This window comes from Maritimibacter sp. DP1N21-5 (assembly GCF_019218295.1).
Classification (GTDB): domain Bacteria; phylum Pseudomonadota; class Alphaproteobacteria; order Rhodobacterales; family Rhodobacteraceae; genus Maritimibacter.
In genome coordinates, this window is the sequence record NZ_JAHUZF010000002.1 from 165,582 (window position 1) to 184,418 (window position 18,837).

Annotated in this window: 21 protein-coding genes; 8 read left to right on the forward strand and 13 right to left on the reverse strand. The window is 66.3% G+C overall.

Translation table 11 applies throughout. The features are described from left to right. Nucleotides 1–84: 84 nt before the first annotated feature. Entirely contained in the window at nucleotides 85–729 is a 645-nt protein-coding gene (locus KJP29_RS01365; protein ID WP_218461747.1) for a DUF1007 family protein, read from the forward strand. Further along, entirely contained in the window at nucleotides 717–1,637 is a 921-nt protein-coding gene (locus KJP29_RS01370; RefSeq protein ID WP_218461748.1) for a nickel/cobalt transporter, read from the forward strand. The genes KJP29_RS01365 and KJP29_RS01370 overlap by 13 nt, the downstream gene beginning before the upstream one ends. 92 nt (nucleotides 1,638–1,729) lie before the next feature. Here KJP29_RS01370 and KJP29_RS01375 read toward each other — a convergent pair whose 3' ends face one another. The 9 genes from KJP29_RS01375 to KJP29_RS01415 form a co-directional block, all read right to left on the reverse strand. After that, nucleotides 1,730–2,155 (reverse strand): DUF805 domain-containing protein, encoded by a 426-nt coding sequence (locus KJP29_RS01375; protein ID WP_218461749.1) that lies wholly within the window; start codon nucleotides 2,153–2,155, stop codon nucleotides 1,730–1,732. Nucleotides 2,156–2,182: 27 nt separating this feature from the next. After that, nucleotides 2,183–2,647, reverse strand: a complete 465-nt coding sequence (locus KJP29_RS01380) for a DUF805 domain-containing protein (protein WP_218461750.1) — start codon at nucleotides 2,645–2,647, stop codon at nucleotides 2,183–2,185. 132 nt (nucleotides 2,648–2,779) lie between these two features. After that, nucleotides 2,780–3,388, reverse strand: a complete 609-nt coding sequence (gene plsY, locus KJP29_RS01385; RefSeq protein ID WP_218461751.1) for a glycerol-3-phosphate 1-O-acyltransferase PlsY — start codon at nucleotides 3,386–3,388, stop codon at nucleotides 2,780–2,782. A gap of 100 nt (nucleotides 3,389–3,488) precedes the next feature. Continuing rightward, on the reverse strand, nucleotides 3,489–3,929 hold the full coding sequence (locus KJP29_RS01390; protein ID WP_218461752.1) for a GNAT family N-acetyltransferase: 441 nt from the start codon (nucleotides 3,927–3,929) through the stop codon (nucleotides 3,489–3,491). A gap of 24 nt (nucleotides 3,930–3,953) precedes the next feature. Further along, the gene (pyrC, locus tag KJP29_RS01395; protein WP_218461753.1) at nucleotides 3,954–5,225 is read right to left on the reverse strand and encodes a dihydroorotase; all 1,272 of its coding nucleotides are present in this window, start codon (nucleotides 5,223–5,225) and stop codon (nucleotides 3,954–3,956) included. After that, nucleotides 5,222–5,812, reverse strand: a complete 591-nt coding sequence (locus tag KJP29_RS01400; protein ID WP_218461754.1) for an aspartate carbamoyltransferase catalytic subunit — start codon at nucleotides 5,810–5,812, stop codon at nucleotides 5,222–5,224. Before KJP29_RS01400 ends, pyrC begins: the two co-directional genes overlap by 4 nt. Continuing rightward, nucleotides 5,809–6,234, reverse strand: a complete 426-nt coding sequence (locus tag KJP29_RS01405) for a hypothetical protein (RefSeq protein ID WP_370630753.1) — start codon at nucleotides 6,232–6,234, stop codon at nucleotides 5,809–5,811. Before KJP29_RS01405 ends, KJP29_RS01400 begins: the two co-directional genes overlap by 4 nt. Beyond that, a complete protein-coding gene (locus KJP29_RS01410; RefSeq protein ID WP_218461825.1) occupies nucleotides 6,231–6,788 on the reverse strand; it encodes a hypothetical protein in 558 nt (185 codons plus the stop codon). Before KJP29_RS01410 ends, KJP29_RS01405 begins: the two co-directional genes overlap by 4 nt. Then, nucleotides 6,785–7,747 (reverse strand): aspartate carbamoyltransferase catalytic subunit, encoded by a 963-nt coding sequence (locus tag KJP29_RS01415; RefSeq protein WP_218461755.1) that lies wholly within the window; start codon nucleotides 7,745–7,747, stop codon nucleotides 6,785–6,787. The genes KJP29_RS01410 and KJP29_RS01415 overlap by 4 nt, the downstream gene beginning before the upstream one ends. Before the next feature lie 137 nt (nucleotides 7,748–7,884). Between KJP29_RS01415 and KJP29_RS01420 the strand changes: the two genes are divergently transcribed. From KJP29_RS01420 to KJP29_RS01440, 5 genes are all read left to right on the forward strand, one after another. After that, a complete protein-coding gene (locus KJP29_RS01420; RefSeq protein WP_218461756.1) occupies nucleotides 7,885–8,679 on the forward strand; it encodes a uracil-DNA glycosylase family protein in 795 nt (264 codons plus the stop codon). Continuing rightward, nucleotides 8,676–9,269 carry a metallophosphoesterase gene (locus KJP29_RS01425; protein ID WP_218461757.1) on the forward strand — a complete coding sequence of 198 codons (594 nt, stop codon included), beginning with the start codon at nucleotides 8,676–8,678 and terminating at the stop codon, nucleotides 9,267–9,269. Before KJP29_RS01420 ends, KJP29_RS01425 begins: the two co-directional genes overlap by 4 nt. Nucleotides 9,270–9,271: 2 nt before the next feature. After that, entirely contained in the window at nucleotides 9,272–9,802 is a 531-nt protein-coding gene (moaB, locus tag KJP29_RS01430) for a molybdenum cofactor biosynthesis protein B (RefSeq protein ID WP_218461758.1), read from the forward strand. A 115-nt stretch (nucleotides 9,803–9,917) separates the two neighbouring features. Beyond that, nucleotides 9,918–11,381: an efflux RND transporter periplasmic adaptor subunit gene (locus KJP29_RS01435; RefSeq protein ID WP_218461759.1), complete on the forward strand. Its 1,464-nt coding sequence runs from the start codon at nucleotides 9,918–9,920 to the stop codon at nucleotides 11,379–11,381. A gap of 3 nt (nucleotides 11,382–11,384) precedes the next feature. Further along, nucleotides 11,385–14,771, forward strand: a complete 3,387-nt coding sequence (locus tag KJP29_RS01440; RefSeq protein ID WP_218461760.1) for an efflux RND transporter permease subunit — start codon at nucleotides 11,385–11,387, stop codon at nucleotides 14,769–14,771. A 21-nt stretch (nucleotides 14,772–14,792) separates the two neighbouring features. Here the strand turns inward: KJP29_RS01440 and KJP29_RS01445 are convergent, their stop codons facing one another. Beyond that, nucleotides 14,793–15,632 (reverse strand): protein-disulfide reductase DsbD domain-containing protein, encoded by an 840-nt coding sequence (locus KJP29_RS01445; RefSeq protein ID WP_218461761.1) that lies wholly within the window; start codon nucleotides 15,630–15,632, stop codon nucleotides 14,793–14,795. 122 nt (nucleotides 15,633–15,754) lie between these two features. Here KJP29_RS01445 and KJP29_RS01450 point away from each other — a divergent pair, with 122 nt between their 5' ends. After that, on the forward strand, nucleotides 15,755–16,324 hold the full coding sequence (locus tag KJP29_RS01450; RefSeq protein WP_218461762.1) for a YqgE/AlgH family protein: 570 nt from the start codon (nucleotides 15,755–15,757) through the stop codon (nucleotides 16,322–16,324). A gap of 47 nt (nucleotides 16,325–16,371) precedes the next feature. Here the strand turns inward: KJP29_RS01450 and KJP29_RS01455 are convergent, their stop codons facing one another. From KJP29_RS01455 to KJP29_RS01465, 3 genes are all read right to left on the reverse strand, one after another. Further along, a complete protein-coding gene (locus KJP29_RS01455; protein ID WP_218461763.1) occupies nucleotides 16,372–16,794 on the reverse strand; it encodes a VOC family protein in 423 nt (140 codons plus the stop codon). 160 nt (nucleotides 16,795–16,954) lie between these two features. Beyond that, nucleotides 16,955–17,734, reverse strand: coding sequence for an SDR family NAD(P)-dependent oxidoreductase (locus tag KJP29_RS01460; protein ID WP_218461764.1), 780 nt, complete (start codon nucleotides 17,732–17,734; stop codon nucleotides 16,955–16,957). After that, the gene (locus tag KJP29_RS01465; RefSeq protein ID WP_218461765.1) at nucleotides 17,731–18,753 is read right to left on the reverse strand and encodes an NADP-dependent oxidoreductase; all 1,023 of its coding nucleotides are present in this window, start codon (nucleotides 18,751–18,753) and stop codon (nucleotides 17,731–17,733) included. The genes KJP29_RS01460 and KJP29_RS01465 overlap by 4 nt, the downstream gene beginning before the upstream one ends. Between the last annotated feature and the right edge of the window lie 84 nt (nucleotides 18,754–18,837).

The window sequence follows — 18,837 nt, forward strand, 5'->3', positions numbered from 1 at the left end:
TATCCTGCGTGGGGTGAGCGGTTTACCGCAGCCCGCTCGCAGACTCCGCTGGACCTTTGCCTCGGCGCAGGCCATCACCATGGCATGATCCGGTTGTCCTTCGCCCTTTTCCTGACGGCGGCGCTGCCCGCGTTCGCCCATCCGCATATCTTCGTGGACGCGCGCCACGAGTTGATCTTCGACGCCAAGGGGCGGCTCACGGCGCTGCGTGCGACATGGTCCTATGACGAGGTCTTCACCCTTCTCATGGTCGAGGATGGCGGGTTCGACAAGGACGGCGACGGGTCGATCTCGCCCAGGGAGCTTGAGGCGATGCGCCTTTGGGATGCGGACTGGCCCGCGGATTTCGAAGGCGATGTCGAAGTCGTCGTCGGCGGCGAGGTCATGGACCTGTCCCGGCCCAAGGACTGGGATGCGGACTGGATCGAAGGTCGGGCCGTGTCGTTCCATACCCGCGAGCTCACCTCGCCGGTCGATGTCGCGGGCGGCGTCGTGATCCGACCCTTCGATCCCTATTTCTATGTGGACTACGACGTGATAGCCGAGCCCGTCTTTACCGGGCGCGATGATTGCTCGGGCGAAGTCGTCGCGCCGGATGACGACGCGGTCAGCGCGGAGGTCGCCGAACAGGTGGCAGCACTCCCGCCGGAGGCCTCGCCGGAACTCCTGGGGTTGGGCGAGATCGGGCGGCTCTACGCCCGCGAGGTGCGGGTCACATGCGGCGGCTGATACTCGCGCTCGGCGCGGTGGCCTTCTTTCTTGCGGCGCTCTGGGCGCTGGGCGGATTGACGGCGGCGCGGCTCGCCATTGTCGAGGCGCAACGCGCGTTTCAGGCAGACCTGGCCGGCGGGGTCCGGGCGCTCAAGGCGGGGACACCCGGCGCCGCCCTGAGTCTCGCCGGGCTCGGCTTTGTCTACGGCGTTCTTCACGCGGTCGGCCCGGGGCACGGCAAGGTCGTCATGGGGGCCTGGGCCTGGTCGACGCGGGCGAGCCTGTGGCGGGTGGTGGCCATCACCGTGATCGCGAGCCTCGCGCAGGCGACCACGGCCATCGTCATCGTTCTGGCCGGGGCCTTGATCTTCGACCTTGGGCGCGAGGCGTTGACGGGGATCGCCGAGGGGCCGGTGACGACGCTGGGCAATCTGGTGATCGCGGGGCTGGGCGCCTGGCTCGTCCTGCGCGGCGTCCGCGGATTCTGGCGGATGGATCGGGTGTCGGTGGCTCACGCCGGGCACCACCACGACCACGGACACCACCACCGTGCGCAGGACCACCATCACGCCCACGGCGCAGAGTGCGACTGTGGCCATGCGCATACGCCCGACCTCGAGGCGAGCGCGAAGGCCACGCTCCCCGAAGCTCTGGCGCTTATCGCGGGCGTGGCGCTCCGGCCCTGCACGGGGGCGGTGTTCCTCATGCTCCTCACCTGGATGATCGGTGCGGTCTGGGTCGGGATTGCCGCGACTTACGCGATGGGGCTTGGCACCGCGCTGGTGACATTGGCCGTTGCCTTGACCTCGACGAGCCTGCGCGGTGGTCTGGGTGAAGTCGGCGCCCGCCATGCCGGATCGATCCGTGTCATCGGGCACGGCGCGGAACTTGCCCTCGGGCTTCTGGTGATTGCGCTTGTAATCTGACACCGGAAAGGCGAGGACCACACGCCCTGTCGCCCGAAAGGAAAGGCCGGGATGTGATCCCGGCCTTGTTGTAACACGATCCGTGTTCCCGCTTACCCCGCCGGAGGCACCCGGTTCAGGGGCTCCTCGGGCGCCGGTGTGCCACTGCCACCAAGCGGATCTGGGCCGAAGCGGTTGGGCCCGTCCGTGCCCTTGGTCGCCGTCCACCACAGGATGACGAGAAAGCCCACGATCGGGATCAGGAGCAGAAGCTGCCACCAGCCGGAGCGGTCCGTGTCATGAAGCCTGCGCGCCGTTACGGTCACGGCGGGCACGATGGTGATCAGCGTAAAGATCAGGTTGAGCGGCCCCGTGGTTCCTGCCACCGGCGCGAAGAGCATCGCGTCAAGGGCAGAGGCCACGAGGGAGCCCAGAAAAATGAAGAGCACGAACCACCAGAACTCCGACCGCTGCGCGCGGCCGTTCACGTCGGCGTATTTTTCGCGCAGGCAGGTGTGAAGCGCTGTTTTCCAATCCATGGTCCGTCTCTCCTTCCAGATCCTCGATCAGGCGACCGGGGGCACCGAGCTTGGCGCATAGCCGCCACCACCGCCCGCGCCGTCGATGGGATCGGGACCGAAGCGGTTCCCTCCCTTGTCGCCGGCCTTGGCATACCAGACGATGAGAATGATGATACCGATGAGCGGGATCAACCCGATCAGGATCCACCAGCCGGATTTGTTGATGTCGTGCAGACGCCGCACGCCCACCGCGATCGACGGGATCAGCGTGGCCAGCCCGAAGATCATCGACAGGATCGGCGTGTCGGTCGAGGACGAGAAGTTGTAGTCGCCCGTCGCGAGGCTTCCGGTTTCGGTCGTCGTGCCGAAGAGCACGCTGTCGACGACGCCCAGCACGATGTTCACGATGAAACAGAAGAGCACGAACCACCAAAGCTCGGCCCGGCGCGAACGGCCCTTGAAGACCGCGTATTTCGAGAAGACGGCCCTGACGGCCTCCATCATGTTCATGTCCCCAGATCTCCGTGTTCGGTAATGTTTTCGTGAAGACACTTTGCCTCAACCACGGCGAAAAGCAACGCGGGCCTTGGCGGGCGGGCCACATTCATGTTTTCGCTTGCGTTTATCCTGCTCCCCCGGGGCTCAGGACTTCTTTCCGATCTTCGTTTCGGTCCCGGCCAGGATGCGCCGGATATTGGGGATATGGCGCAGGTAGATGAGCCCGGCCAGCGCAACGAGGAGCAGGGTCATCTGCGGATAGCCGAGGAGATAGGCCCAGAGCGGCGTGAGCAGAGCAGCGACGAGCGCCGCAAGCGAGGAGATGCGAAAGAGCGCGGCGGTGACCAGCCAGGTGGCGCCGGCGGCGAGAAACACCGGCCAGGCGAGCCCGAGCAACGTGCCGAGCCAGGTCGCCACGCCCTTGCCACCCTTGAACCCGAGATAGAGGGGGAAGCAGTGACCGAGAAAGGCCGCGAAGCCCGCGAGTTGCGCCGCATCGGGACCGAAGACGGCACGCGCGATCAACACCGCAATGCCGCCTTTGCCCGCGTCGAGGATCAGGGTGAGGAAGGCAGCGAGCTTGTTGCCGGTGCGCAGCACATTGGTCGCGCCGATGTTGCCGGACCCGATCTGGCGCAGGTCGCCCAACCCGAAGAGCCGCGCCATGACGATGCCGAAGGGCACCGACCCGAGCAGATAGGCCACGAGCGCGGTCAGAGCGAGAAGCGGGATCGGTGTGATGAGGTCGGGCATGGTGCGTCCGAGGCAGGGAAGGTCGTCGCCTTGTCGCAGATTGTGCGGGTCTGGGAAAGGGTGCGCGGGCGGGTGAACCGGGCTGTGGTCGCCAATGGGCTCACAGGTCTATCGCCATCAGCGGCAGCATCCGGTTCGGCCATGTGGCCGAGGGCACCTCGCCGATCCTGGTCATGCCGAGGTGCCGGTAGAAGCCCTCGGCGTAGGGGTCGGCATCAAGCGTAAGACGAGACGCCCCGCCGCCGCGCGCGGTCGCAAGCGCCCAGTCGAAAAGCGCGCGTCCGATGCCCCGCCCCATCGCAACCGGATGCACGAACAGCAGGAAGATATGCGCCTCGTCGCCCGGGATCACCACATGGACGACCCCCTGCACGCCTTCGTCCTCCCAAAGCGCGAGTCCCGGGCCAAGGTCGGCCGGTTTCGGCGACAACTCGTCCCGGCAGGCCTCGAGAAAGACCCGGTCGTAGCCCCAATGCGCTTTGGCGGCCATGGTCACGTTGGCCATGGCCGGAAGGTCGTCTAGGGTAGCAAGGCGGATCATGAAGCGTCCCGGTTTCGGCTGTGCTCAGTCCTCGAAGGGATAAACCCTTTGGCCGCCGACCCATGTGCCGAGGATCCGGCCTTCCATGCGCGCTTCGTCGAAAGGCGTGTTCTTGGACTTGGACTCGAGCTTGAAGCGGTCCATCACGAAGGGCACGTCCGGGTCGAAGAGGACGAGGTCGGCGCGGTTCCCAATGGCCAGCGTGCCCCCGGGCAGGTCGAAGCGCCGGGCGGGATTGAGCGAGAGCGCGCGCCAGAGCGTGGGCAGGTCCATCGCACCGGCTTGCACCAGCCGAATGGCGGCGGGAAGCAGCGTCTGGAGCGCGACGGCACCCGAGGCGGCTTCCTCGAAGGGCAGGCGCTTGCTTTCCTCGTCCTGCGGAGTGTGCATCGAACAGACGATGTCGATGAGGCCCGAGGCCACCGCCTCGACCATGGCGAGCCGGTCGTCCTCGGACCGGAGCGGCGGCTTCAGCTTGAAGAAGGTGCGGTAGTCGCCCACGTCCAGCTCGTTGAGCGTCAGGTGATGGATGTTGACGCCTGCGGTCACGTCCAGCCCCGCCGCCTTGGCGCGTTCGAGCACGGGCAGGGCGGCCGCGGTGGACAGGCTGTCGGCGTGGTATTTCACGCCCGTCATCTCGACCAGCGCGAGGTCGCGTTCGAGCCCCATCCGTTCGGCCATGGGCGACACGGCGGGCAAGCCCCGGAGCGAGGCGAACTTGCCCGAGGTGGTGGCTGCGCCCTTCGACAGCGAGGGGTCTTGCGGATGAGCCATGATCAACGCGCCCAGCGACCGGGCATAGGTCATCGCGCGCGAAAACACCTTGTTGTCGGGGGTCACGTGGTCGCAATCGGTGAAGGCCACGGCGCCCGCGTCCAGAAGGAACCCCATCTCGACCATCTCGCGCCCTTCGCGCCCCTTGGTGAGGGCGGCCATGGGATTGACCCGCACCGGCGCCCGTTCGCGCGCCCGGCGTTTGACGAAGTCCAGCGTCTCGGGGTTGTCGATGGCGGGGGTCGTGTCGGGGCGGGTGACCATGGTGGTGACGCCCCCGGCGGCGGCGGCGCGGCCCGCCGTCCTGAAGCCCTCCTTATGCCGTTCACCCGGCTCGCCGATCTTCACGCCGATGTCGATGATCCCCGGGGCAAGGCATTTGCCACGGCAGTCCACGATTTCTCCCCGTTCACCATCATCCCGCGCGACGATCTCGCCCATCTCGACGGTGAGAGAGCCCAGCGTGTCGGTGCCCGCCTCGGGGTCGATCAGGCGAGCGTTGGTGAAGGTGATCAGGGTCATTGCAGGGTCTCTGTGGGCAGGGGCGGCGGCGTATCGGTCGCGATCTCGTCGTCGTAGTCGCGAACCTTGTGGATCTTCTTGCGGACGATGCGCATAACGGCGTGGCCGTCCTCGAGCCGGAAGAAGCCCACGGGAACGGTGTAGGTGCGGCCCTTGGAGCCGCGCTTGGTCTCGTGGCCGAAGATGATGTCATCGGGCGGGCCGGCCTTGAACTCCACCAGGGCGTCCTGCACCGGATAGGAGACCAGCGATCTGCGCTTGAAGAGGAAGTCGGTGGCGACGATGGCCCGGCGGTCGGTCAGCGTGTACCAGGTGTTGCGGCGCGAATAGGTCGAGCCGAAGATCGACCAGAAGACGATACCGACGCCGACCGAGAAATGGATGAGGCCGAACATCCAGAACGGCCCGCCGCCCATCGAGGCCGCGCCGACCATCCAGAAGAGCGCGAAGCCCGCGAAGAAGATGCCGAAGGCGATCGTCACCACATTGGACAGCGCGATGTGGAAATCCTGCAGGGGCCGGCCCTGCCAGAGGATCGTTTCGCCGTCGTCGAGGATGCCTTCCCAGCCTGCCGGGGTGTCGGTCATGTCGCGCCCTTCTCAATCGTTCTCGCGGCTGCTGCCGGGTCGGACAGATACTTGATCATATGCTTGTCACCGGTGTCGGTGATCACCTGAGCGGCCGAGAAGATGGAGCGGGCCTTTGCGATCCGGGCGCGGGGAATGTCCATGCCCGAGGGGGCGATAAGACGACGGTCGGTGAGGGTCCAGGTCTGTCCGAGCGCCTCGGAGGCGACATAGACCCCGCGCACGCCGATGGCGGCCAGAGCCCCCACGACACCGGTCCAGGCATGTTCGTTGCCCATGAAGATGAGCAGCCCGGCACCGGCAACGCTCGCGATGGCGGCGAGCATGATGTGTTCCTTGACATAGGTCGCGCGGCTCGCGGTGAACTGCGCGATCATCGTCTCGCCTTCGGCCAACACCGGGGTGGTTCTGTTTTCCGTCACGCAACCCACCAGATCAGAAGGGCGAGGATCGCCACGAGCAGAGACGACAGCGCGATTACACGCCAGGGAAAGGAGGTCGGCGTCACCGTGGTCGGCCCGCCGCCTGCGACAACGCCCTCGGCGCTGCGCGACATCGGGGGGACCGAGGCGGTGAGATGGCCCTTGGCCGCGTATTTGCCCACGAAGCGCGCGGGCGGCTGGGGCGAGAAGCGGCCAGGTTCGGTCACCGCCTTGGCGTGGACCAGCACAACGAGCTGGCTCACGCTTTCCAGCTTGGCCGCATCGGGCGCGACTTCGCTTTCGTCCATGCCGTTGGCATCGGCGAGGTAACGGGCAAGCCCGTATTCCGCGATGCGATTGTCCGGGAAGACTTCGACATGGGCCGGGTCGAGGCTCTCCACGCCCAGCACGCGGGGCAGGGGCCAGCCCTCGTCCGCGCCGTCGGCCTCCCACATGGGAAGTTCGTCGGTAGGGACCTTCAGTTCGAACACCCAGATCGTGCGGGGCTGCGGTTGTCCTGAAAACGCGAGGTCGGTGTCGTCGATATCGCTCATACCATGGTTCCTTCCGTGTCTGATACACGTTCGGAACGCAGGTTGCGGGCCAGGAGGTCCATCGCGGCCATGCGAACGGCGACACCCATTTCGACCTGCTCCTGAATGACGGAGCGGTTGATGTCGTCGGCGATGGTCCCGTCGATCTCCACGCCGCGGTTCATCGGGCCCGGGTGCATGACGATGGCGTCGGGCTTGGCATGGGCCAGTTTCTCGGCATCAAGGCCGTAGCGGTGGTAGTATTCGCGCTCGGAGGGGATGAAGCCGCCGTCCATGCGTTCCTTCTGGAGCCTCAGCATCATGACGACGTCGGCGCCTTCCAGCCCCTTGGCCATGTCGTCATAGACTTCGACGCCGAACGCGCCGATCTGGCTGGGCATCAGGGTCGGGGGACCGACGAGCCGCACGCGATTTTCCATCTTGCCCAGAAGGATCAGGTTCGATCGTGCCACGCGGCTGTGGGCGATGTCACCGCAGATCGCGATGGTCAGGCGATGAAGCCGCCCCTTGGCGCGCCGGATCGTCAGCGCGTCCAGAAGCGCCTGCGTCGGGTGTTCGTGCTTGCCGTCACCGGCGTTCAGCACCGCGCAGTTCACCTTGGACGCGAGCAGGTTCACTGCGCCCGAATGGGGGTGGCGGACCACCAGAAGGTCCGGGCGCATGGCGTTGAGCGTGAGGGCGGTGTCGATCAACGTCTCGCCCTTTTTGATCGAGGACGCCTGCATTGCCATGTTCATCACATCCGCACCGAGCCGCTTGCCCGCGATCTCGAACGAAGCCTGCGTGCGGGTCGAGTTCTCGAAGAACATGTTGATCTGGGTCAGCCCCGCGAGCGCGTCGGAGCGTTTGTGCGGAGAACGTGAGAGGTCGACATAGCGGTCGGCGAGGTCGAGAACGGTCGTGATTTCCGCAGGGTGGAGCGGTTCGATCCCCAAAAGGTGACGGTGGCGAAATGTCATGGCCGGGACCCCCTTGTTCTTTCGGGCTTATAGCAGGGGCCGGGGGCGGGGCAATCCAAAAGGGGCGGTCCCCAAGCCCGGCAGCGGGGACGATACGCGCCATGGACGGGCTCTTCCAGCGGGCCTAGGTTACGGCCATGGAATCGGCACTCGATTGGCATCAGGCGAAAGCCCTCCTCGATTGGTATGTCGAGCTTGGCGTCACCGACACGGTGGGCGACGCACCGATCAACCGTTATGAACTGGAGGCGCAGGCGCCCAAACACCTGCGCGTGTCCGCCGCGGTGGCCCCAGCGCAGGACGTGGCGCCCGAACCTCAACGTGTCGATTGGGTGGCCGAGGCCCGGCGGGTCGCGGCCTCGGTCGACAACCTCGAGACGCTGGCGCAGGCGATGCAGGATTTCGAGGGCTGCGAACTCAAACGAGGCGCCCGGAATTTCGTCTTTGCGGACGGCATGCCCGCCGCCCGCGTCATGGTGGTTGGCGATGCTCCGGGGCCGGAGGAAGACCGCGACGCGCGGCCCTTCGTCGGCCGGGAGGGCACGCTTTTCGATGCCATGTTCGCGGCCATCGGTCTGAAGCGCGACGTGCCGGATGCCGAGGCTGCGCTCTATGCGCTGCCCGTGATCCCCTACCGCACGCCATCGGACCGCGTGACCCATGACGGGGAGCTCGAGATGTTCCGCCCTTTTCTCGCCCGACATGTGTTCCTCGCGGACCCGGATGTGATCGTGGCCATGGGGTCCGTGGCCGCGAGGGCGCTGACCGGGGCGTCGGGCATCAAGCGGGCCCGAGGGCGCTGGGCCACGTTTGAGGGCAAGCCGGTGATGCCGATGTTCCATCCGCGCGAGTTGCTCCGGGCACCGCAGGACAAGAAGGCCGCCTGGGCCGATCTGCTCGAGGTGCAGGCCCGGCTCAGGAGCGGCGCATGAAGATCCTTGCCTTTTCCGACATGCATCAGGCGCGCTCACGGGCCGCTGATATCGTCGCAGCGAGTGCCGGGGCGGATCTGGTCATCGGTGCGGGCGATTTTGGAAACCAGCGGCGCGGCGTCGCGGAGGCGATGGAGATGCTGTCAGGCATCAAGGCGCCTTTCGTCATGGTGCCGGGCAACAATGAGAGCCTTGCGGAACTGAATGCCGCCGCACCTTCGGGCGCGCATGTGCTGCATGGGACGAGCGTGGAGATCGACGGCGTAACGTTTTTTGGGATCGGGGGCGGGATACCGCCATTGCCGGGTTGCGACTGGTCGTGGGATTTCACCGAGGGCGAGGCCGAGGCGCTTCTGTCGGGCGCGACGACTGCGGATGTGATCATCTCTCACTCGCCGCCGCGCGGGATCGCGGATGTGGTCACCGGGCTGGGGCCCGTGGGCTATCTCGCGCTCAGGGAAACGGTCGAACGGGTGCAACCGAAGCTCGTGGTCTGCGGGCATATTCACGACTGCTGGGGGCAGGAGGGGCTGATCGGCGCGAGCCAGGTCCGCAACCTTGGTCCCACGGTCAACTGGTTCGAGGTGTGAGCATGGCGGAACGGGATTTCATTCCGGTGCGGATCGCCGTGATGACGGTGTCGGACACGCGCGGGCCGGAGGACGACCGCTCCGGCGACACTTTGGTCGCGCGTCTGACCGAGGCGGGGCATCTGCTCGCCGACCGGGTGATCGTGCAGGACGAGCGTGACTTGATCGCGGACCAGCTGCGCGCCTGGACGCTCGACCCGGAGGTGGACGTGGTGATTTCCACCGGTGGCACGGGGCTCACCGGGCGGGACGTGACGGTCGAGGCGCATCGGGATGTCTACGAGAAGGAAATCGACGCTTTCGGCACGGTCTTCACCATCGTCTCGATGAAAAAGATCGGCACCTCGGCGGTGCAGTCGCGGGCGACGGGCGGCGTGGCCAATGGCACCTATCTTTTTGCGCTGCCCGGATCGACCGGGGCCTGCAAGGATGCCTGGGACGAGATCCTCGTCCATCAGCTCGACTATCGCCACAACCCCTGCAATTTCGTCGAGATTTTTCCGCGTCTCGACGAACACAAGCGACGGAAATGATCCCGTCGGCCGTATGAAGCGTAACGGCCTTGTTAAGGGACGCGAGATGATCCGCGATTGCGCGGTCTCGCGGCTGTGGGCAAGGTAGGCGGGATCATTTGACGCAGGACCACGCATGCGCTTTCTACGACGTTCCCTGACCGGGCTTTTCCTTGTCGCGCTCACTTTGGCGGGGCTGGCCATGGCGGCCTGGATCGTGAAAGGCGCGGTCGAGACCCGGATGGCGCAGACCGGCGGGTCAATGCCCGCGCGCGAGCGGGTCTATACCGCTGCCGTCGTCCCAGTGACGCCCGAAACCGTCGAACCGGTGCTTGAAGCCTTCGGCGAGGTTGTGTCGCGCCGCACGCTCGAGGTGCGGGCGAGTGCCTCGGGGCGGGTCGTGGAACTCGGTGAGAACTTCGTCGACGGGGGCCGGGTTGAAGCCGGGCAGATGCTGCTTCGGATCGACCCGACGGACCTCGAGGACGCCGTGGCGCTGGGCCGGGCCGATGTCGCCGAGGCCGAAGCCGAGGTTGCCGATGCCGAGGCGGCATTGCTTCTGGAGCAGGACGATCTCGTATCCGCGCGGCGACAAGTGGAACTGAGGCAGGCCGCACTCGACCGGCAGCAGAACCTCTCGTCGCGCGGGGTGGGTCTCGCCGCCGAGCTCGAATCCGCCGAGATCGCGCTGTCGTCGGCGCAGCAGGCCGTGCTGTCGGCCCGGGCCACCGTCAACGCGGCGCAGGCCCGGGTCGCGAGCGCCGGGATCGCGCTGGAGCGGACCCGGATCGCCCTGGCCGAGGCCGAGCGGAGGTTGTTGGAGGCGACGATCACGGCGCAATTCGCGGGGGCTCTGTCGGATGTGGCCGCGCTCGAAGGGCGGCTGGTGCAGGTCAACGAGGTCGTGGCGACATTGGTCGACCCCGATGCGCTCGAGGTCAGCTTCCGCCTCTCGACGGCGCAATACCTGCGACTTCTGGATGACGATGGCGGGCTTGTCCCCGCAAAGGTCACGATCTCGCTCGATGTTGCGGGGATCGACATGCTGGGGCAGGGCCGGATCGCGCGCGAAAGCGCGGCGGTGGGCGAGGGCCAGACCGGGCGGCTGATCTTTGCCGCGCTCGACACCCCGCGCGGGTTCCGGCCCGGCGACTTCGTGACGGTCCGGATCGAGGAACCGGCTCTGGACGGCGTGGCGCGGCTTCCTGCCGCCGCAGTTTCGAGCACGGGCACGGTGCTGGTTCTGGGCGAAGAAGACCGGTTGAGCGAAGAGCGCGTGACCGTGGTCCGGCGGCAGGGCGAAAGCGTGCTGATCGAGGCCGCTACGCTCGCCGGTCGCGAGGTGATCGCGGAACGGGTGCCGACGCTGGGGGCGGGCATCCGCATCCGGCCCCTGCGCGAAGGCGCCGAGGAGACGGCCGCACCGGAAGAGGCGGCGATGATCACGCTGGACGACGACCGGCGCGCGCGGCTCATCAGCTTCGTCGAAGGCAGCACCCAGATGCCCGCGCCCGCGAAGGAACGCCTCCTCACCCAGCTTCGTCAACCGGAGGTGCCACAGCAGATGGTCGACCGGATCGAAGCCCGGATGGGGAGCTAGGCGATGGCGCGGTTTCGCACCTCGGGCGCGGCGGGTGGCATCCTGTCCTATTTCGCGCGCCACGCGACGGTGGCGAACCTGCTTTTCGTCGGGCTTCTGGCGGTCGGACTTATGGCCATGCCGCAGCTGCGCGCGCAGTTCTTCCCCGATGTGATCGAGGACGACATCCGCATCGACATCTCCTGGGAGGGTGCCGGGGCCGAGGACGTGGACGCGGGCATCGTTCAGGTGATCGAACCCGCGCTGCTGGCGGTGGAGGGCGTGGCCGAAAGCGACAGCCGGGCGCGCGAAGGTTCGGCGCGCATCAGGCTCACCTTCGAGCCCAACTATGACATGGCGCAGGCGCTCGATGACGTGAAGGCGGCGGTCGACGGGGTCACGAACCTGCCCGACAATGCCGATGAGCCCAGCGTCACGCGCGGCGGCTGGTCCGACCGGGTCACGGATGTGGTCATCACCGGGCCGGTGGGCGTGGACCAGCTTGCCCGTTTCGCAGACGAGATGGTGGCGCGGCTCTTTGCCGAGGGCGTCACGCGCACCACGATCAACGGCGTCGTCGCGCCCCAGACCGTGGTCGAGGTCACCACCGCCTCGCTCATGCGCAACGACGTCACGCTGACCGAGATCGCCCAAGCCATCGCGGGCGAGGCCGATGCCGCCCCGGCCGGCAACGTGGGCGACGGCACGGCGCGCATCCGGGCCGGGGTCGCCAAGCGCTCGGCCGAGGAGATCGAGGCCATCGTGCTACGCTCGGATCTCGAAGGCAACGCGCTGACCATCGGGGACGTGGCCGAGGTTCGGGTCGAGGGGATCGACCGGGGGCGCACCTTTTTTGTCGGGGCCGACCCTGCCGTGACCATTTCGGTCGCGCGCTCGGCCCAGGGCGATGCCATTGGCATCCAGCGCACGGTCGAAGACGTCGCCGCCGTCCTGCGCCCGATGCTGCCCGAGGGCATGGGGATCGACCTCATCCGCACGCGGGCCGAGATGATCACCGACCGGCTCCAGATCCTGCTCGAGAACGGGGCGCAGGGCCTCGTCCTCGTCCTGATCACCCTCTTTCTGTTCCTCAATGCGCGCACCGCGTTCTGGGTCGCGGCCGGTATCCCGGTCTCGATGCTCACCGCCGTGGCGCTGATGTATGCCTTCGGGCTCACGCTCAACATGATCTCGCTCTTCGCGCTGATCATCACGCTGGGGATCGTGGTGGACGATGCCATCGTGGTGGGCGAACACGCCGATTTCCGGGCGCGCAGGCGGGGCGAAACGCCCATCGAAGCCTCGGAGAACGCGGCGCGACGCATGTTCCTGCCGGTGTTTTCTTCGACACTCACCACGGTCATCGCCTTCTTCGGGCTGACCATGATCGACGGCCGCTTCGGCGAATTCATTCAGGACGTGCCCTTCACCGTCATCGCGGTCCTGCTCGCCTCTCTCATGGAGTGCTTCCTGATCCTGCCCAACCATATGGCCCATGCGCTGGCCCATGTGAACAAGGAACACTGGTATGACTGGCCGTCGCGGCAGGTGAACAAGGGGTTTCGCTGGTTCCGCGAGCGCGTCTTCCGGCCTTTCATGGAGATGGTGGTCACGGCGCGCTACGCGGTGCTGGCGGGCGCTGTCCTGATCCTGTCGACACAGGTTGCGCTCTATATTCGGGGGGACGTGCCCTTCCGGTTCTTCTCGGCCCCGGAACAGGGCACGGTCACGGGCAACTTCGCGATGGTGAACGGGGCCACGCGCGACGACACGCTCGCCATGTTGCAGACGCTGCAGGCCTCCATCGCGGACGTGGGCGAGGCGCTCGAAGCCGAGCATGGCGTCGCGCCTTTCACCTATGTCCTGACCGAAATCGGCGGCTCGTCGGGCCGTGGCCTCGCCAGCGCCGAGGATAAGGACGAGGATCTCCTGGGATCCGTCACCATCGAGCTGATCGACGCGGACCTGCGCCCCTATACGAGCTTCGATATCGTCTCGGCGCTTACCGATGGCCTCCCGCAGTCCTCGCTACTGGAGGAATTCACCTTCCGGGGTGGGCGTTGGGGCCCGGGAGGCGATGCCATCGACGTGCAGCTCATGGGGGCGGATGCCGAGGTGCTGAAGGCCGCCGCCGAAGCGCTCAAGACCGCGCTCGGCGACTTCTCGGAGGTCTCAGCGCTCGAGGACAGTCTCGCCTATGACAAGGAGGAGCTGGTTCTGGAACTGTCGCCGCAGGGACAGGCACTGGGCTTCACCATCGACGACGTGGGGGGCGAGCTGCGCAACCGGCTGTCGGGGATCGAGGCCGCGACCTATCCTGACGGGATGCGCTCGGCCACCATTCGGGTGCAGCTTCCCGACGACGAACTGACGCGGGCCTTCCTCGAGAAAAGCCAGATGCGCACGCCGGAGGGCAGCTATGTGGCGTTGGCCGATGTGGTCTCGATCTCGTCGCGGTCGGGCTTTTCCACGGTGAACCGGGAAAACGGCCTGCGTGTCGTGTCGGTCTCCGGCGACCTTGACGAAAGCGATGGCGAGAGGGCGAGCCAGATCGAGCTTGCCATGGAGGACACCATCCTGCCCCAGATCGCCGAGGACTTCGGCGTGGAATACCGGCTATCTGGGATGAGCGAGCAGGAGGACCAGTTCCTGACCTCGGCCATGTCGGGCTTCGTCCTGTGTCTTGTCGGAATCTTCATCGTGCTCGCCTGGATCTTTTCGAGCTGGACACGGCCGCTTGTCGTGATGGCGATCATTCCCTTCGGGCTGGTGGGCGCGATCTACGGTCACTACCACTGGGACCTCGCGCTTTCGATGTTCTCCATCGTGGGGCTGATCGGCATGGTGGGCATCATCATCAACGACTCGATCGTGCTCGTGTCCACGGTAGATGAATACGCGACCGAACGGGGCATGCGCCATGCCATCGTGGATGCGACGGCGGACCGCCTGCGCCCGGTCTTCCTGACCACGGCGACCACCGTGCTTGGCCTTGCACCGCTCATGTTCGAGACATCGCAACAGGCGGTGTTCCTGAAACCCACGGTGGTCACGCTGGTCTACGGGCTGGGCTTCGGCTTCTTCCTCGTGCTTCTGGTGGTGCCCTCGATCCTCGCCATTCAGGAAGACATCCGGCGCCAGACCACGGCCTTGCGCCGGGCGGCGGGCGGCCATCGGCGCGCGCCGGGGCTGGCCCGGCTGGTCGGTGTCGCCGGCGGGCTAGTCGCGCTGATCTTCGTGGGCACGATGGGCTGGGTCTTCGTCACCGGGGCGCTGCCTTGGGGCACGGGAAGCATGGGGCTCGCGGCGGTGTTGTTCCTTGGTGGGGCGGCTCTGGTCAGCGTGGTGGCCTATGGCCTGGCCGTCTTCACCGGCATGGGTCGAAGTGGCCGGACAAGCCCCGCGGAGTAAGCGGCGCGTCCAGGCCGCACGTTAATCGATCTCGTCGCAGCCCTGAATGTCGATCCCCCGGCCCGCACCGAGCACGGTAAAGCGCAGGTCTTGACCCGCGACCGGGAAGGGCCGGCCTGTCGGCGGCACGAGATCGGCGGTGGCGACGAGTGTGCCGCCTTCGCGGTGTTCCATCGCCTCGGAGACCCAGACCTGCGGATCGGCGGCCTCGAAGACCACCGCCTCGGGTCCGCCCATGAGCGGCACCGGGAGACGCGCGGTCACGCGCACGCCGTCACGCAGGTCTTCGCGCGTGCAGGACACGTCGGTGATGCCGGCCTCCTCCGCCGTGTCCGGCCGGTTGGCAAGCGCCCGTTCGATGCGCGGATCGGCCTCGGTCGTGGTGGCGGGCAGATCGACCGAGACCGCGCTTTCGAGCGGCACGCAGATATGTTCGCAGATGCCCATCAGCAGGTCGGCGGACAGCTCCACATCAGCACCCGGGGCGTGCGGCGTGATCTCGATCGGCAGGATCAACTCGTGACGGTAGCCTATGGTCTCCATGTCGCCCGCGTCGATCACCTCGGGCACCGGCCAGTGAAAGGTCACGTCTTCGAGGTTGAGGGAGCCGGACCAGTCGAAATCGGGCGGGATGCCGCCTTCGCCCGGCGCGCGCCAGTAGGTCTTCCACCCGTCGGCCAGCACGACGCGCAGCGCGGCCATGTGGTTGCCGTTCTCCATCCGCCATCCGGGCAGGAGCGACACTTGAGCCGGCTCGCCCGCGAGAACGGTATCCTCGGCAACGCTTTCCCCGACACTCTGGGCGAGGGTCGCGGTGGCGGTGCCGGTGGCAAGGGCGATGACAAGAAGCGTTCGGATCATGCATCCGATATAGACGACCGCCGCCCAAGGAGAAGTCACATTCATGACAAGGAATAGAGAGCCAGTGTAACGTTGCAATCGGGCACTTGCGAAACAGGGGTGCACATGCCCATCTTGGAAACATGGACAGCTTTCCCCAAGACCTGACCGGCAAACTCCTGGTCGCCATGCCCGGCATGGGCGATCCGCGGTTCGATCATTCCGTCGTGTTCCTCTGCGCCTATTCCGACGAAGGCGCGATGGGGCTGATCATCAACAAGGAAGTTCCGGACGTGTCGCTGAACGATCTTCTCGACCAGCTCGACATCGACAGGGGACGCGCCAGCGATGGTATCCGTGTGCATTTCGGCGGTCCGGTCGAAGGCGGGCGCGGCTTTGTGCTGCACTCTTCGGAATACGAAAGCAGCCAAGGCACGCTGGAGGTGGACGAAACTTTCGGCATGACCGCGACCAAGGATATCCTCGAGGACATCGCGCGCGGCACGGGGCCAGCGCGGTCCCTGACCATGCTGGGCTATGCCGGCTGGGGGCCGGGGCAGCTCGAAGGCGAGTTGCAGCAGAACGCCTGGCTTACGGTCGATGCCGATATGGCGATCGTCTTCGAGCCCGACCTCGGGACGAAATGGTCCCGGGCGCTGGGCAAGCTGGGCATCGACCCCCTCGTCCTGTCAAGCGAGGGCGGGCGGGCCTGACCCTCCGAGATGGTCCCGATGTGCCGGGCCCGCACGCTTTCTTCGATTCAGACCTCCATCCGCACGAAACCATCGGCGTCAGGCATGATCCCCGGCATCCAGGCGATTTCCCAGGCGTGCCCGTCGGGATCGCCGACATAACCGCGATAGCCGCCATGGGGTGGTTCGTCCGGCTGGCGGATAAGCGTCGCGCCATGGGACAGGAGCGTGGCGACCACATCGTTCACCGCGTCTCGCGTGGTCACGTTATGAGCCAGCGAGAAGGCCCCGTTCGGGGCGAGGCGGCGCCCGCCCATATCTTCTTCCAGCGCAGCGTGCAGGAAGGTGGAGAGGAGGAACCCGTTCATCTGGTAGAAGACGATGCTGTCGTTTTCAAAGACCGGCGGCCAACCGAAGCCTCCGGTATAGAACGCCCGTGACCGGGCGAGGTCTGTCACGCCGAGCGTGACGAGGGAGAGGGATTGGAGCATGTCGCAACCTTTCAGATCGCCCCACGACATGCGGGGCGTTCAAGGTCACGGGACTCGCGGCGCTTGGGCCGGGACAGGACCTGGGCGGGGAGGCACCTCACCCAGAGGCCGGGCTAACCGCACCGGCTGAACCTTTTCTGACCCGGGAAGCCTAGCAGTCCTAGACGTTTTCCTCAATGGACCAGCCGCCATCGACGATGAGCGTCTGCCCCGTGGTCCAGGCCCCCGCCCGAGAGCCGAAATAAAGCGCCGCACCGGCGATATCGTCGGGCTCGCCCAGCCGCTTGAGGGAATAGGACCGCGCGATGGCCTTCTCGCGTTCAGGGTCCTCGTAAAGCGCCGAGGCGAATTTGGTCTTCACGACGGCCGGCGCGATCCCGTTCACCCGGATGTTGTCACGGCCATAGGCCGTGGCGAGGTTGCGCACGATCTGGGTGTCCGCCGCCTTGGTCACGGCATAGATGCCGAGGTTACGCGAGCCCTTGAAGGCCGCGATGGAAGAGATGATGACGATGGCCCCATCCCGCCGGGCCTGCATCCCCGGAACTACCGCGCGGCAGAGCCGCATGTTGGAGCGGATGTTCACGGCAATCGTCTTGTCGAAGGCATCGTCGGGGGTGTCGAGGAAGGGCCCCATATAGGGGTTCACGGCGGCGTTGCAGACGAGGATGTCGACCGCGCCCACCTGTTTCTCTGTCTCGCTCACCAGCCGGTCGATATCGGCATCTTCCGAGATATTGGCGGCGATGGGGGTGGCGCGGCCACCCTCGAGCGCGTTGATCTCATCCGCCACCGCGTCACAGGCGTCGGCCTTGCGCGAGGAGATGACCACATTGGCCCCGGCTTCGGCATAGGCCATGGCGATGGCCTTGCCGATCCCGCGCGTGGACCCGGTGACGAGGGCGGTCCTGCCGGTCAGGTCAAAGAGCGAATGGGTCATCCGATCTTGACCACCTGCTTGCCGAAGTTGCCGCCCTTGAGCATCGACATGAAGGTCTCGGGCGCGTTCTCTAGCCCCTCGGCCACGTCTTCGGTGTATTTGATCGTGCCGTTCGCGACGAGCGGCGCGACCTCTTCGAGAAACGCCGGGAACTTGTCCCAGTGGTCCGAGATGATGAAGCCATGCGCCACGGCGCGTTGGACCAGAAGCGTGCGCCAAAGCTTGGGCAGGTCGTAGCGCTCGGCACTTGCGGCCCCATCGTACCAGGCGACCATACCGCAGATCGGCATGCGGCCGAACACGTTGAGATTGGGCAGAACGCCTTCGAGCACGGTGCCGCCGACGTTTTCGAAATAGATGTCGATCCCGTCCGGACAAGCCGCCGCGATCTGTTCACGGGCGTTCTTCGCGTCGGCAAAGGTCCGGTGATCGAGGCATTCGTCAAAGCCGAAGACCTCTTTCGCATGGGCGCATTTCTTCTCGCCTCCCGCGATACCGACGACGTGCAGACCCTTGTGTTTCGCGTATTGCCCGACCATCGAGCCCACCGGTCCGGTGGCGGCCGCCACGACGAGCGTTTCGCCCTCTTTCGGCTGTCCGATGGCGGTCAGCCCATACCAGCCGGTGAAGCCGGGCATCCCGAGAACGCCCAGTGCGGTGGTTTCCGGGATGCCGTCGGGCAGTTTGCGCAGAAGCTTGGCCTTCTGCACGGAATGGGTGGTCCAGCCGGTCATGCCGAAGACCTTGTCCCCGACCTCGAGGCCCGGTGCGTTCGACTCGATGACCTCACCGACGGTGCCGCCCTCCATCACCGCGTCCACCTCGACAGGAGCGGCATAGGACTTGGCCGCGTCCATGCGGCCCCGCATGTAGGGGTCGAGCGACAAGGCCGTGACACGCACCACGACCTCGCCCTCGGCCGGCGCCCGCAGCGTCACTTCTTCCAGCCGGAAATTCTCGGCGGACACTGCCCCGCCCGGGCGGCTCGCCAGCACGATTTGCTTCGCAGTTACGGACATTTGTGCTTTCCTTCTCCCTGTTCCTTGCGGATACTCAATCCTGAAACAAAGTTTCGCAAGGCAAAACGCCGGTGGTGACGCGAC